18 protein-coding genes are annotated in these 13,350 nt (G+C 65.3%); 8 read left to right on the top strand and 10 right to left on the bottom strand.

The window, feature by feature from the left end:
• From MK313_RS16540 to MK313_RS16530, 3 genes are all read left to right on the top strand, one after another.
• On the top strand, positions 1-405 hold a 405-nt coding region (locus MK313_RS16540; RefSeq protein WP_287783018.1), incomplete at its 5' end, for an SDR family oxidoreductase.
• Between the two features lie 22 nt (positions 406-427).
• Positions 428-808, top strand: coding sequence for a VOC family protein (locus tag MK313_RS16535; RefSeq protein WP_287783016.1), 381 nt, complete (start codon positions 428-430; stop codon positions 806-808).
• 9 nt (positions 809-817) lie between these two features.
• Positions 818-1,711: a DMT family transporter gene (locus MK313_RS16530; protein WP_287783014.1), complete on the top strand. Its 894-nt coding sequence runs from the start codon at positions 818-820 to the stop codon at positions 1,709-1,711.
• 2 nt (positions 1,712-1,713) lie between these two features.
• Here the strand turns inward: MK313_RS16530 and MK313_RS16525 are convergent, their stop codons facing one another.
• The 5 genes from MK313_RS16525 to MK313_RS16505 form a co-directional block, all read right to left on the bottom strand.
• Positions 1,714-2,850 carry a M20/M25/M40 family metallo-hydrolase gene (locus MK313_RS16525; RefSeq protein WP_287783012.1) on the bottom strand — a complete coding sequence of 379 codons (1,137 nt, stop codon included), beginning with the start codon at positions 2,848-2,850 and terminating at the stop codon, positions 1,714-1,716.
• Between the two features lie 5 nt (positions 2,851-2,855).
• Positions 2,856-3,437: a thiamine pyrophosphate-dependent enzyme gene (locus MK313_RS16520; RefSeq protein ID WP_287783010.1), complete on the bottom strand. Its 582-nt coding sequence runs from the start codon at positions 3,435-3,437 to the stop codon at positions 2,856-2,858.
• Complete coding sequence (locus MK313_RS16515; RefSeq protein ID WP_008944604.1) at positions 3,434-3,973, bottom strand: thiamine pyrophosphate-binding protein; 540 nt, start codon at positions 3,971-3,973, stop codon at positions 3,434-3,436. The genes MK313_RS16520 and MK313_RS16515 overlap by 4 nt, the downstream gene beginning before the upstream one ends.
• 155 nt (positions 3,974-4,128) lie before the next feature.
• On the bottom strand, positions 4,129-4,605 hold the full coding sequence (locus MK313_RS16510) for a hypothetical protein (RefSeq protein WP_202802382.1): 477 nt from the start codon (positions 4,603-4,605) through the stop codon (positions 4,129-4,131).
• A gap of 146 nt (positions 4,606-4,751) precedes the next feature.
• Positions 4,752-5,039, bottom strand: coding sequence for a ferritin-like domain-containing protein (locus tag MK313_RS16505; RefSeq protein ID WP_008944602.1), 288 nt, complete (start codon positions 5,037-5,039; stop codon positions 4,752-4,754).
• A gap of 207 nt (positions 5,040-5,246) precedes the next feature.
• On the opposite strand from MK313_RS16505, the gene MK313_RS16500 reads away from it, so the two are divergent.
• From MK313_RS16500 to MK313_RS16485, 4 genes are all read left to right on the top strand, one after another.
• A complete protein-coding gene (locus tag MK313_RS16500; RefSeq protein WP_287783006.1) occupies positions 5,247-5,468 on the top strand; it encodes a hypothetical protein in 222 nt (73 codons plus the stop codon).
• 91 nt (positions 5,469-5,559) lie between these two features.
• Positions 5,560-6,306: a putative metalloprotease CJM1_0395 family protein gene (locus MK313_RS16495; RefSeq protein ID WP_287783020.1), complete on the top strand. Its 747-nt coding sequence runs from the start codon at positions 5,560-5,562 to the stop codon at positions 6,304-6,306.
• Between the two features lie 101 nt (positions 6,307-6,407).
• The gene (locus tag MK313_RS16490) at positions 6,408-7,334 is read left to right on the top strand and encodes a DMT family transporter (RefSeq protein WP_287783004.1); all 927 of its coding nucleotides are present in this window, start codon (positions 6,408-6,410) and stop codon (positions 7,332-7,334) included.
• A gap of 104 nt (positions 7,335-7,438) precedes the next feature.
• Entirely contained in the window at positions 7,439-7,912 is a 474-nt protein-coding gene (locus tag MK313_RS16485) for a flagellar basal body rod C-terminal domain-containing protein (RefSeq protein ID WP_287783002.1), read from the top strand.
• 4 nt (positions 7,913-7,916) lie between these two features.
• On the opposite strand, the gene MK313_RS16480 is transcribed toward MK313_RS16485, so the two are convergent.
• Genes MK313_RS16480 through MK313_RS16460 form a run of 5 tightly spaced genes read right to left on the bottom strand, consistent with a single transcriptional unit; the run spans position 7,917 to position 12,775 of the window.
• Positions 7,917-9,527 carry a molybdopterin-binding/glycosyltransferase family 2 protein gene (locus MK313_RS16480; RefSeq protein ID WP_287783000.1) on the bottom strand — a complete coding sequence of 537 codons (1,611 nt, stop codon included), beginning with the start codon at positions 9,525-9,527 and terminating at the stop codon, positions 7,917-7,919.
• Complete coding sequence (locus MK313_RS16475; RefSeq protein WP_287782998.1) at positions 9,524-10,231, bottom strand: XdhC family protein; 708 nt, start codon at positions 10,229-10,231, stop codon at positions 9,524-9,526. Before MK313_RS16475 ends, MK313_RS16480 begins: the two co-directional genes overlap by 4 nt.
• Position 10,232: 1 nt before the next feature.
• Positions 10,233-10,556, bottom strand: a complete 324-nt coding sequence (locus tag MK313_RS16470) for an XdhC family protein (protein ID WP_008944595.1) — start codon at positions 10,554-10,556, stop codon at positions 10,233-10,235.
• Complete coding sequence (locus tag MK313_RS16465) at positions 10,553-11,803, bottom strand: vWA domain-containing protein (protein ID WP_287782997.1); 1,251 nt, start codon at positions 11,801-11,803, stop codon at positions 10,553-10,555. Before MK313_RS16465 ends, MK313_RS16470 begins: the two co-directional genes overlap by 4 nt.
• 9 nt (positions 11,804-11,812) lie before the next feature.
• Entirely contained in the window at positions 11,813-12,775 is a 963-nt protein-coding gene (locus MK313_RS16460; protein ID WP_287782995.1) for an AAA family ATPase, read from the bottom strand.
• Positions 12,776-12,992: 217 nt separating this feature from the next.
• Between MK313_RS16460 and MK313_RS16455 the strand changes: the two genes are divergently transcribed.
• The coding region (locus MK313_RS16455; RefSeq protein WP_287782993.1) for a hypothetical protein at positions 12,993-13,350 on the top strand (358 nt) is incomplete at its 3' end.

Here is a 13,350-nt window from a genome sequence, read left to right as displayed (position 1 = left end):
TTCTACTGCACCCAGGAAGCCTTCAGGCTGATGAAGGATCAAACCCCGCGCGGCGGGCGCATCATCAACAACGGCTCGATCTCGGCCGACCGGCCGAGGCCCAATTCGGCGCCCTATACGGCGACCAAGCACGCGATCACCGGCCTCACCAAATGCACCTCGCTGGACGGACGCAAATACGATATCGCCTGCGGCCAGATCGATATCGGCAACGCGGCGACCGAGATGACCGAGCGCATGACCAAGGGCGTGCCGCAGCCCAACGGCACGATGATGGTCGAGCCGCGCATGGATGTCGCCCATGTCGGCAGCGCGGTCGCCTACATGGCCAGCCTGCCGCTGGACGCCAATGTTCAGTTCATGACCGTCATGGCGACCAAGATGCCCTTCGTCGGGCGCGGCTAGGTCTTTTCCGAGGAGTCTTCCCATGCACCGCAGCAGGCTTGGCGGCTTCATCATCGACTGTCTCGGCGAAGATCTCGACGGGGCGGCCGATTTCTGGAGCCAGGCGCTTGGCCTGCCGCGGCGGCGGGACAAGGCCACTGAGGATGCCGGCTATATCAAGCTGGAGATGCCGTCAGGGGAGATGGATATCGAGGTGCAGAGGGTCGATCACCCGAGCCGCGTGCATCTCGATATCGAGGCTGACGACATTCCTGCGGAAGTTGCCCGGCTGGAAAAACTGGGTGCCAGGAAGATCGTCGAGATCAAGGGCTGGGTGGTCATGGCCGCGCCGACAGGCCATCGCTTCTGCGTGGTCAGGGCCCAGAGCAAAGATTTCGACAAAAATGCCAATAGCTGGGAATAGGGCGCTCGCATGGCGCTGACCGCAGCCGAGCAGGAGGCGCAATCGCTGAAGGCCGGCATCGCCATCGTGCTGGTTGGCGTCTTCATGTTCGCCTGCGTCGATACGCTGAACAAGGTGCTGGGCCAGAGCCACAGCATCGCGCAGATTCTCTGGGTGCGGTTCCTGATCTTCGTGCCGATCGCGCTGGCACTGTCCTACAAAAGACATGGCGGGCTGACCTGGCGCTCGCAGCGGCCACTGCTGCAGGGCGCGCGGGCGGCGCTGCTGGTCATCGAGATGGGCTTCTTCGTGGCCGCACTGAAATACCTGCCGCTGGCCGATGTGCAGGCCATCGCCGCCAGCGCGCCGCTGATGGTGGTGGCGCTTTCCGTGCCATTCCTGGGGGAAAGGGTTGGCTGGCGGCGCTGGTCGGCGGTTGCTGTCGGCTTTGCCGGCGTTCTCATCATCGTCCGGCCGGGCTTCGAGAGCATGAGCACCGGTACCATCCTGACGCTGATCGGTACCGCCATGTGGGCGGTCTATCAGATCATGCTGCGCATCGTCGGACGCTACGATCCGGCCCCGACCACGGCACTGTGGACGGCGGTAATCGGCCTGGCCATGACCAGCGTCGTGGTGCCGTTCCACTGGACAGAGCCGACGCCGCTTGGCTGGTTCCTGCTGCTGCTGATCGGCATTCTGGGCGCGGCGGGGCATACCGTGTTCATGAAGGCCTTCACCCTGGCGCCAGCCTCGGCGCTGCAGCCTTTCACATATACCCAGCTGGTGCTGGTGACGATCCTGGGCTGGCTGGTGTTCGGCGACCTGCCGGATGGCTGGACGGTAGCCGGGGCCAGCCTGATCGTCGCCGCCGGGCTCTATTCGATCTACCGGGCACGGCTGCGCGCCGCGTCAGGCGATTAGCATTACCGGATCGTCTCGAAAAGGCCGGCCAGCAGCCGGGCGCGCGGCTCCAGTGAGGACACAAGCAAATGCTCGCCATGAGTATGCGGGCCGCCGCCGCGCACGCCCAGCCCGTCCAGCGTCGGCACGCCCAGCGCCCCGGTGAAATTGCCGTCGCTGCCGCCGCCGAACTGACCGTGGGTCAGCGCGATCCCCTCCGCCTCGGACAGCTGCCGCGCCATTTCGTACAGCGCCATGGTGCCCTCGCTGGCGCGAAACAGCGGCCGCACCGGCCCCGGCTCGACCACCAGCGTGACCTCGGGATCGTCCGGCTTCAGTGCCGCCATGCTCGCCTGCACCTCGGCGAAGGCTTCCTCGGTCGGGGCAACGCACAGCACTTCCGCCGTACACTCGATGGGGATGACGTTCACCCACTGGCCGCCGCGCACCACACCGACCGAGTAGGTGATGCCGCGCTCGAAATCGGACATCCCCTCCAGCCGGTCGATCAGCCGTGCCATGGCGCGGATGGCGCTGCGCCCGGCCCGGTTGTCCGCCCCGGCATGGGCCGGCTTGCCATGGATGTGCAGCCTGTAGCGCAGGAAGGCGTGCCGGCCGGTCACCACATTGCCCTGTCGCGAGGGCTCCGGCACCAGCACGCAGCGGCTGCGCTTCGCCTCGGCCTCGATCAGCACCCGCGTCGAGGGGCTGCCGACCTCCTCATCCGGGATAAACAGGAAGGTGACCGGCAGGGCCGGTTTCTGCCCGGCCTTCAGCATCTGCCGCAGCGCGTAATAGGCGAGGTACATCCCGCCCTTCATGTCGTAGATGCCGGGGCCAAAGACCTTGTCGCCCTCGCGGCGCAGTTGCAGCGGCCCGTCGATGGTGCCGCCCGGATGCACCGTGTCGAGATGACCCAGCACCAGGATGCCGGGCGCATCCGGATCGTCGCCGAAGGGCAGGGTGGCCTTCACCACATCGGCATAGCCATCCGTGCCGGGAATCCGCTCGATGGCGGCGCCGAGGGCGCGCATCACCCCCTCGGCCTCGTCCATCATGCGGTTCACCCGGTCCGGCTCGTAGGTCGGGCTTTCGATCCGCACCCACCCGCAGATGCCGTCGAGGATCTCCTCAGCATTGAACAGGTTGGAGGCGGGCATGGCGCCTAGACTCCCAGCGCCTTGCGGAAGCGCAGCTTCAGCTCGACGCCATCCCGGGTCGGGAGGGCGCGCGGCGTCTCCTCGGCGGAAATACCGACACGGGCGAACAGCGTGCCGCCACCCTGGCGGATGCGCGCCTTCAGCTCGGCCACGCCCTCCATGTCGTTCACGTCACGGCAATCGGGAATGCCGCAGGCCTTGGCGACGCCGACCAGATCGACGCCCTTGCCGGTGTGGCTGGCCTGCATGCCGGTCTCGCCGTAATGCGCATTGTCGAAGGCGATAACGGAGAGGTTGGCCGGCTGCTGCACGCCGATGGTGGCCAGCGCACCCATGCCCATCAGCATCTCGCCATCGCCGGTGATGACCAGCACCTTGCGGTCCGGCTGGGCCAACGCGATGCCCAGCCCCATGATGGCGGCACCACCCATGGCGCCCCACAGATAGAAGTTCAGGTCATGATCGCCGGCGGCAAAGGCGTCATAGGTGGTGGAGCCGAGGCCGGTGACTACAAGGAGGTTTTCGTCGCGCCCGTCCAGCAGGGCCCTGGCGACCGCGCGGCGGTCCAGCTTGTTGGAACGGCTCATTTCTTCACCCATTGCTTGCGGCCGATCAGGCGCTGCCCCAGCAGCACGGCGGCGACGCTGTCGCCATTGAAGGCGATGTCGGCGGCGGCCTCGACGGTCTCCGCCACTTCTTCCGGCGTGTCGGCGCGATAGACCAGCCCGCCCATCATCTCGAAGGATTGCGGCGTGGCCTGACTCATCGGCAGCTGCCAGGGGTTGAACTCCGCCCATTCGCCGCGCATCGTCACCAGCGTCAGCAGCGGAAAGCGGCAGGATTTCGCCAGCGAGAGCATGTTCACGCAATTGCCGACGCCGCTGCTCTGCATCAGCAGGGCCGCCCGCTGCCCGCCCAGCCAGGCACCGGCGGCAAGGGCGATGCCTTCCTCCTCGGTGGTCAGGGAGACCGTGTGCATATCCGGGTCGGCCTGGCACAGCTTGATCAGCCGGCTGTGGCCGGCATCCGGCACATAGCCGACCTGGCGAATTTCGGCGCGTTTCAGCACCGCGAATATCTGCTCCGGCCAGTTGCCTGCCGGGTTGCTGTCGGAAGCTGTCATGAAGGGGGCGTCTTTTATAGTTGTTAAGGTTGCAGGCAGCTTAACAGCCGCCTCTCCATACGCAACCCGCGCCCGGTGCAAGACAGCATGAGCGGAGCGCACAACGAAAACGGGCGCCCCGAAGGACGCCCGTTCCATACTGCCTGGCAGAAGGCTTACTTCGCCGCCAGATACTCGTCGATGACCTTGGAGTCGCTCGACTTGATGGTCATCCCGCCGGGGCCGGCAGCAATGCGGGTCACCTGCTTCGCCGGCTCGCCGCTCTTCTCGAACGCCGCCCACTCCTTGGAGCCCGACTTGAACACCCACAGGCGGCCATCCTCGATCTTGGTCTCGAAGCCGGCCTTCTGGACGATATAGGCGTCGATCGTCGCGCTGTCGGTGGACTTTACCGTCATCCGGTTCGGGCCGGCGGCGATGCGGGTCACCTGCTTGGCGGGCTCGCCCTTCTTCTGGAAGTCCGCCAGCTCCTTGGAACCGGTCTTGAACACCCAGAGACGGCCATCTTCCACCATGGTGGTGAAGCCCGGCTTGTCATAGGGCGAAGACATCTTGTGCGAGTCCGCCGTGGCGCAGCCCGCGACAAGCACACCCAGCGACAGCGCCATGGCCATATTACGGAAAAGAGACATGCAAACCCCCCGTTTGCTAACAATCCTGACGGATATCCAAAATCCGTTCGGACTATAGCCACGGGGGTTTGCGGTTTTATTACAGGATGACGAATTTGTTCATTATGCGCGCCGAACAGTGCGAGAATAGAGGGCGCGCGGGACGATCAATGCTCGTCAATATCGCCCTTCTTGTAGAGAAATTCGTCCATGTACTTGGCGAAATGCTCATTATTGCGGCGCAGCCATTCCAGCCCCATGCAGGCATGCTCGATCTCTTCGCGCATATTGTGCAGCAGGATTTCCTTCAGGCTCTCATCCTCGCAATCGTCCGCGCGCTGCCGGTACCAGTCCACGGCTTCCAGCTCTTCGATGACCGAGACGATGGCATGATGCATCGTCAGAGTTTCCTTGCTGAGGCGTTCGCGCGGGGCGTGCAGGTTTTCGCTCGACATCTGGCTTTGTCTCCTGGGTTCCGGTGATGGCTGATGGGCGAAACGGAAAGACTGTCCGTGGCGCTTTCGATAACGCCACTTTGATTACAATCGTTCCAAAAAGGTAGTCCACGCGACGGTGCGAGGCAACGTAAACCACGTTCATTCTTTGTTAGGGATATCGCCCTATATTCTTCGCCAAGGTTACCAATCAATGAGGGAATCGCCATGAATGTAGGAAGCGCAACCGGTGCCCAGTCACTCGCCATCGCGGGTCTGCGCTCCGAACAGCAGCAGGCCCAGGTGACCGCGCAGGGCGCTGCCGCCAATCTGCAGGCCGCCGGCGACATCGCGCGCGGCGCAGGCCAGGCGGGGGCACAGCAGGGCGCGCAACAGCCGGCCGCACCGGCGGGTTCCGGCCGGGGCACCAACCTGGACATCAGCGTCTAGGATCGCTGCGGAGGCGGCAGTCTTTTGACTTGCCGCCTTCACAAGCATACTCTTTTCCGCCAGCGAACGGCGGGAAGAGGTGGTGATCGCAATGATTGCGTCACTTGCCGGCACGATCAGCTACACAGCGCCCGGCGCAACCGCGTCATCCGGGGCGCTTTCTGGCGCCTCAACGCAGGATTCGACGGCGCCGCAGCCGCAAACTCAGGCTGCTGGCAACCAGACGCCCGCTGCTGAAGCTGAAAATCAATCAGCGCAGAGCGGCAATGGCCGGCTGATCGACCTTCAGACCTTCAGTGCCGCCAGCAGTTCCGAGGAAGAAGAGACCACCGACCCCTCCGGCCTTACCGAGGAAGAGCGGGCGCAGGTCGATGAGCTGAAGCAGACCGACCGCAAGGTGCGCGCGCACGAACAGGCGCATGCCGCTGCCGGCGGTGCCTACGCAAGTTCTCCATCCTATGAGTACGAGAACGGCCCGGATGGCAACCGCTACGCCATTGGCGGCGAGGTTTCCATCGATGTATCGCCGGTTTCCGGCGATCCCGAAGCCACCATCCAGAAGATGGAGATCGTGAAGCGCGCCGCCCTGGCGCCTGCCGAGCCATCGCCGCAGGACCGTGCCGTTGCCGCCCAGGCCGACCAGACCCGGCTGAAGGCGCAGGCCGAACTGCGCGAGCAGCGGAACGAGGAACAGCAGGCAGCCTCTGAGGAAGGCGAAGGGATAGGCAATCCCTTGACGCAGCAAGCAGCGCAGCAGGCCGGGCGCGCTGCCGGCGCATACGCCCAGACGGCGCAGAACTTCGATACCATCATCTCGCAGATCAATATCGCCGCCTGACTGCCGGTATAGGCATGGCAGAACTGTGCAGACGGTCTCTTGCCCTGCGCGCCGATCATTTCTAATGCTGGCGAACCTTCAGCTCTTTTCGGAGCCTGTCCTTGACCGACCAGCGGATCTTCACCGCGCCGCCAGGCGCGTCTCCCCTGCCTGCTCCCTTGCCGGCGAGCGGTTTCGTGCTGCTGGTGCTGCTGACCTTGTTCTGGGGGATCAACTGGCCGGCCATGAAGCTGGCGCTGACCGGCATCGCGCCCTTCACCTTCCGCACCCTTTGCCTGTTCGTCGGCGGCTTCTCGCTGCTGGCTTTCGCGCTGGCGAAGCGCCAGACCATCCGCATCGCCGCGGCGGACCTGAAGCCGCTGCTGATTGCCAGCCTGCTGAACGTCACCGGCTGGCACCTGTTCTCCGCCTATGGGCTGTTGCAGGTGCAGGCGGGCAGGGGGGCGATCATCGCCTTCACCATGCCGATCTGGGCCTCGATCCTGGCCAGCCTGGTGCTGAAGGAGGCCTTCACGCTGCGCAAGCTCATCGGGCTTGTCCTCGGCATTGGTGGGCTGGCGGTACTGATCGGGCCGGAGATGGCCCGGCTGGGCGCAGCACCCATCGGCTCCCTGCTGATGCTGGGCGCGGCCCTGACCTGGGCGATGGGCACCATCGTGACCAAGCGGCAAAGCTGGCAGATCGGCACGGTGGCGCTGACCGGCTGGCAGCTGACCCTTGGCGGCCTGCCAATCTTCCTCGGCGCGCTGCTCATCGATCCGGCGCCTGATTTCGCCGGGCTGCGTGGCGAAGTGCTGTGGGCCGCACTCTATGCCGCGCTGATCCCGATGATCTTCTGCCACTGGGCCTGGTTCCGCATCGTCGATCTGTTTCCGGCCAGCATTGCCGCCATCGGCACGCTGGCGATCCCGGTGGTTGGCGTGCTGTCGAGTGCCCTGGTACTGGGCGAGCCTATCGGGCTGACCGAGATCGCCGCCCTCTTGCTCGTCATGGCCGGGCTGTCCGTGGTGCTGCTGCGGCGCCGATGATGCTCACTATTGCGTGAGCACAGCCTGCAAGGCTTGCCTTAGCGGGGGCTAAGCCTTACTTTAGGATTTGTGAAAAGAGACCTCCTCAATTCACGGGTGAAGGCATGAGCTTTATTGACGGTATCGGATCGGCACTCTCGGGCGCTGCGGCGGCGACCAACCGCTTCAATGTCAGCGCCAACAATGTTGCCAATATTCAGAGCCGCGCCGTGGCACCGGAAGAGACGAACCGGCCGCTGGACAGCACCGCTCAGCCTGAGGAAACCCAGGGCTTCCAGCCGCTGCGCGCCATCGACCAGAGCCAGGAAGGCGGCGGCGTCCAGTCCACCACCCGGCCGATCACGCCAGCCTCCATCCCGGTTCTCCAGGAAACCGCGCCGGAAGAACAGGGTGAAACCCGGACTGGTCAGCAGCAGACCGGCGAGACAGGCCAGGAGGGCGTGAGCTTCCTGCCGAACGTCGATCCGGCAAATGAAGTGGTGCAGCAGATCACCAGCCAGCGCCAGTTCGAAGCCAATTTGCGCACCGTGCAGACCGGCCTGCAGCTGAACCAGTCGCTGCTCGACATCAACAGCTGACGATTTAGCTGGCCTGATAACGCGTCAGCGCGTCCGGCGTGTCGATATCGATCAGCACGCCGTCCTCCTCCATTTCGACCTCGACCACCAGATCGGCATGCGCGCCGATCAGGTGTTTCGCACCGACATCGCCGGCTAGCGCCGCCATTTCCGGCAGGAAGCGCTTGCCCCACAGCACCGGGTTGCCGCGCTTGCCCTTGTGGGTTGGCACGCAGATCTCGCGGCCCTCGACCGGATCGAAGGCAGCAATCAGCCGGTCGATCATTACGGGCGAGATGCGCGGCATGTCGCCCAGGCAGACCAGCACACCGTCGATATCGGCGGGCAGGGCAGAGATACCGGCCTTCAGCGAGGTGCTGAGCCCTGCCGCATAATCCGGATTGTGTACGAAGGCGATATCGCCGGGCAGGGCCTTCTTCACCCGGTCGGCTTCATGCCCGGTGACGATGGTGACCGGACCGGCCCTGGACGCCCGGACGATCTCTACCACCCGTGCCACCATCGGCTTGCCGTCGATCTCCGCCAGCAGCTTGTTCTGTGCCCCCATGCGGCGCGACTGCCCGGCGGCCAGGATCAGCACGGCGATGCGCGGGGCTTTACGGGGTGCGGTATTCATCTTGTGCCCATCCTCGCGCGGCAGAGGCCGGCTGGCGATCTCCTTCAGCAGGCCGCCAACGCCCATGCGCATGATATCGGTGCGCGTAACCGGCAGTCCGGCGACAAGCCGTTGCAGCACCCAGTCGAACCCGTTCAGCTTCGGCGAGCGCGCGCAGCCCGGCATGCCGATGACCGGCGTATCGCCGATATGGCCCAGCAGCAGCAGGTTGCCGGGATCGACTGGCATGCCGAAATGATCCACCGTCCCGCCGGCCTCGACAATGGCGGCGGGCAGCACATCGCGCCGGTCCACCACGGCGGAGGCGCCGAACAGCAGCACCATATCGCAGCCGGCGGCGATCTGCTGGCGGATCGCGGCGGCGGTCGCTGCCGTGTCATGGGCGCAGCGCAACTCTTCCCCCAGCCCGGCGCCCATGCGTTCCAGCCGGGCCGCCGTGATTCGCGCGGTATTGTCCAGCACGCTGGGCTTGGTGGCGGGCAGGGCGGTCTGCACCAGCCCGGCACGCACCGGCCGGAAGGCCACAACATGCACCTTGCCGGCCAATAATTCGCACTGTTCAAGCGCCGCTTCGGGGGCAGCGAAGGGGATGATCTTCACCGTGCCGATCATCTGGCCCTTTTCCACCACCTCATAGGGGGGCAGCAGGGCGACCGTCAGCGCCTCATCGATCAGGTTCACCGCGTCCAGTGCGGCCGGGTCATAGGTCAGCAGACCGTCCGCGGTAGCAATCAGGTTGCAGCGCCCGGTGAAGGGGGCCGTCGTCTCCGTACCATCGCCCGCCATCACAGCAGCGAGACGGGATGCTGCCTTGTCTTCCGGCACGTCGCCCGGTTCCAGCCGCGCAGCGACGACCTGCGACACACCAGCCGCGCGCAACGCCGCGATATCCTCCGCCGCCAGCACGCGGCCCTTCTTCAGCGCCTTGCCGGGCAGCCGGTGGCTGTGCGCCAGGATGGCACCCTCGGCCTCATCCAGCGGCGTATCGCCGAAGATCATGCGGCTTTCACCTCAGCCTCCGGCGCGCGGCGCAGAACTTCAGTGATTTCGGCCAGCGCGGAAATGGCGATCTCCGCCGGTGTGATGGCGCCGATATCGAGACCGAGCGGCCCGTGGATGCGCTGAAAATCCGCCTCGCCGAATCCCGCTTCCGTGAGTCGTTCCAACCGCTTGGCGTGCGTCTTTCGACTGCCAAGACAGCCGATATAGAAGGCGTCCGACTTCAGCGCGACCATAAGCGCCGGATCGTCCAGCTTCGGATCGTGGGTCAGCGTGACCACGGCGGTGCGCCGGTTCGGCTTCAGATCCTCCAGCGCCTCGTCTGGCCAGCGGTCATCCAGCGTGATGCCGGGGAAGCGCTCATCAGTGGCGAAGGCACGGCGCGGATCGACAATCACCACCTGATAACCGGCGATAGCCGCCATCGGCGCCAGCGCCTGCGCGATATGCACCGCCCCGACCAGAATCAGGCGCAGCGGCGGATTATGGACATGCACGAAATAGCCGCCCTCGATCATGCCGCTGCGATCCTCGGCGAGGCTGCGACGGACCTCGGCCAGCGGCGCCGCGTCCAATTCCAGCGCGCCCAATACCTCCTGCGGGGTCACGACGGCCTGCTGGCCGCCCTCGATGCGGGTCACCAGCGCCACCGGGCGTTTCGCCGCGCGCTCCTCCAGCAGGCGTTTCAGGATTGCCGGCTGCATCTCAATCCACCCGCTCGACGAAGACCTGCACCTTGCCGCCGCAGGCAAGGCCGACTTCCCAGGCCTGTTCGTTGGTGACACCGAAATCCAGCAGCTTCGGCGCGCCGCCCTGCATGACCTGCAGCGCCTCATGCACCACCGCACCCTCGATGCAGCCGCCAGAGACCGAGCCGATCATCCGCCGGTCCTCGTCAACCGCCAGCTGGCTGCCGACCGGGCGCGGGGAGGAGCCCCAGGTGCTGACCACCGTGGCCAGCGCCACCTGCTTGCCGGAGGCCCGCCACTGCGCCGCCTGTTCCAGAATGTCTTCCGCGGGATTGTTCATGCCACTTCCTCCATGCGCCGGAGCCAGGGTGCCATGCCGGCGCCCCGCCGCGTCTCGGGCCTGCTGAGCGCCTCGGCCAGGGCGCCGAGGCTTTCCAGATTATGCACCGGGCGGAACTCGTCGACATGCGGCAGGATCGCCCGGACCCCTAGAGATTTGGGCGCGAAGCCATCGAAGCGCAACAGCGGGTTCAGCCAGATCAGCCGCTGGCAGGACCGGCGCAGCCGCTCGACCTCCTCTGCCACGCCATCGCCGGCATCGCGGTCCAGCCCGTCGGTAATCAGCAGCACCACCGCCCCCTGGCCCAGCACACGGCGCGACCAGAGCCGGTTGAAGCCCTCGATGCAGGCACCGATGCGCGTGCCGCCAGACCAGTCACCGACCGCCTCGCCGACCTTCGACAGCGCCTCATCCACATCGCGCTTGCGCAGGTATCGCGTCACATTGGTCAGCCGCGTTCCGAACAGGAAGGTGTGCACCCGGTCGCGGTCGTTGGTCAGCGCATGCATGAAATGCAGCAGCATGCGGGAATAGCGGCTCATCGAGCCGGAAATGTCGCACAGGATCACCAGCGCCGGCGGCCGGGTGCGGCGCTTCTTCAGCTCCAGCGGAATGACATCGCCGCCGCTGCGCAGGGCACCGCGCAGCGTGGCCCGCAGGTCGACAGCACCGCCGGCGGAAGAGGGGGCGAAGCGCCGCGTGCGCATCTCCGCGATGGGCAGGACGAGGCGGCGCAGCATGGATTGCGCCTGCCGCACCTCGTCACCGCTCATCTTCTCGAAATCCATCGACTGCAGCATCTCCTTGTCGGAGGCGGTGAAGGCCGCGTCGATTTCCAGCTTCTCCTCGTCGGCCTCGTCGGCCAGCACCGCCTCATTGCCCTGCATCAGCGCCTCGGCGAGGCGGCGGTTCATCTCCGCGGCATCGGGCTGCGGCTGGTCGAGCTGCAGCTGCGGCAGCACCAGCTGCATCATGCGCTCCAGCAGCCGGGGATTGCGCCAAAACACATGGAAGGCCTGGTCAAAAATCTCGCGCTGGTCCTGCCGGTTCACGAAGACGGCGTGCAGCGCCCAGTAGAAATCGTCGCGCCTCCCCATGCCGACCGCCCGCACCGCCGATATCGCGTCCAGCACCTTGCCGGGGCCGATGGGCAGGCCCGCCATGCGCAGGGCACGGGCGAAATGCATGATGTTGGCGACCAGCTTGCCGCCATCCTGGGGGCCGTCCTTCTGGGAGTCGCCGTCCATCGGCTGGCCCTAGACCGCGCCGTGCGCGGCCAGCTCGCTCTTGATCTGGGTCAGGATGCGGTTGGCCTCGCTGCCCTGGATGCGGGCGATATCGTCCTGGTATTTCAGCAGCACGCCCAGCGTGTTGTTCACTGTCTCGGGATCGAGGCTCAGCTGGTCGAGCTGCACCAGCGCATGCGTCCAGTCGATGGTCTCGGCCACGCCCGGCTGCTTGAACAGGTCCAGCTTGCGCAGCTCCTGCACGAAGCCGACCACCTGCCGGCTGAGCGCTTCCGGTGCGCCCGGCGCCTTCACCTTCAGGATGTCCAGCTCGCGCTGGGCGTTGGGGTAATCCACCCAGTAATAGAAGCAGCGGCGCTTCAGCGCGTCATGGATCTCGCGCGTGCGGTTGGAGGTGACGATGACGATGGGCGGCTTCTCGGCCTTCACCGTGCCCAGCTCCGGGATCGTCACCTGAAAATCTGACAGCACTTCCAGCAGATAGGCCTCGAACGGCTCGTCGGTGCGGTCCAGCTCGTCGATCAGCAGCACCGGCGCGCCGCCGGCATGCGGTTCCAGCGCCTGCAGCAAGGGGCGGCGGATCAGGAAGCGGTCCTGGAAGATGTCGCTGGCCAGCGTCTCGCGGTCGGCCCCGTCCGCCGCCTCGGCGACGCGGATTTCCACCATCTGCCGCAGATAATTCCACTCATAGACAGCGGACCCGACATCCAGCCCCTCATAGCATTGCAGGCGGATCAGGTCGCGGCCCAGCGCCTTCGCCAGCACCTTGGCGATCTCGGTCTTGCCGACGCCGGCCTCGCCCTCCAGGAACAGCGGGCGGCCCAGCTTCAGCGCCAGATAGAGCGCGGTGGAGAGGCTGCGGTCGGCGACGTAATCGCCCCTGGCGAGCAGGGCTACGGTCTCGTCGATGGAGGCGGGCAGGGCGCCCGGAGCGGCACCCGGAGCGCCAGCGGAAGGGGATGTCTGTGTCATGCCGATTATCTAGCACGCCGACGCGGCGGGGCAAAAGGGGCGTAGGAGAAAGCGGGATGCAATCAGAGCCACCAGCCCCTTCATTTTCGCAACCCAGAATTGCGCAATAATCATCTCTCCTTGTTTTCCGCCGCTTTGTGAATTTTTACCAAATTAAGACGCATTATTAAGCGCTTGCGAGACAAACGCCCCTTCAGTACGGGAAAAATATAGGGGAATGGATTTTCTGGGCAATGAAACTGCCGAGGGGATGGCAATGGCGATTTTGGATGATTTGAAAGCACAGAATCCGGGATTATTCAGCGGGCCGCTTGGCGGCTATATCGCGCATGGAGTGTTCAGCGACTCGGTCAGTTACCCACAGGTGACGCACGACGAGATCGTTGCGGAAGTTGCCACGACGACCGGCATCCAGGTTGTCGTGGGCAGCGCCGGGGATGACAGGATCTATGTTGGCGACGGAGCCGGCGATGTCATCGCCTTCGCAGGCGGAGGCGTCAACTCCATCTACCTGACGGACCTGAACTGGTCCGAAGGCTGGATGATGGGAACCTGGTCCACGACCCGTACCTATA

Source organism: Oceanibaculum sp. (assembly GCF_022449305.1).
GTDB lineage: Bacteria > Pseudomonadota > Alphaproteobacteria > Oceanibaculales > Oceanibaculaceae > Oceanibaculum > Oceanibaculum indicum.
Note: the sequence above shows the minus strand (reverse complement) of the source record. Positions and strands in the feature narration are given on the sequence as shown.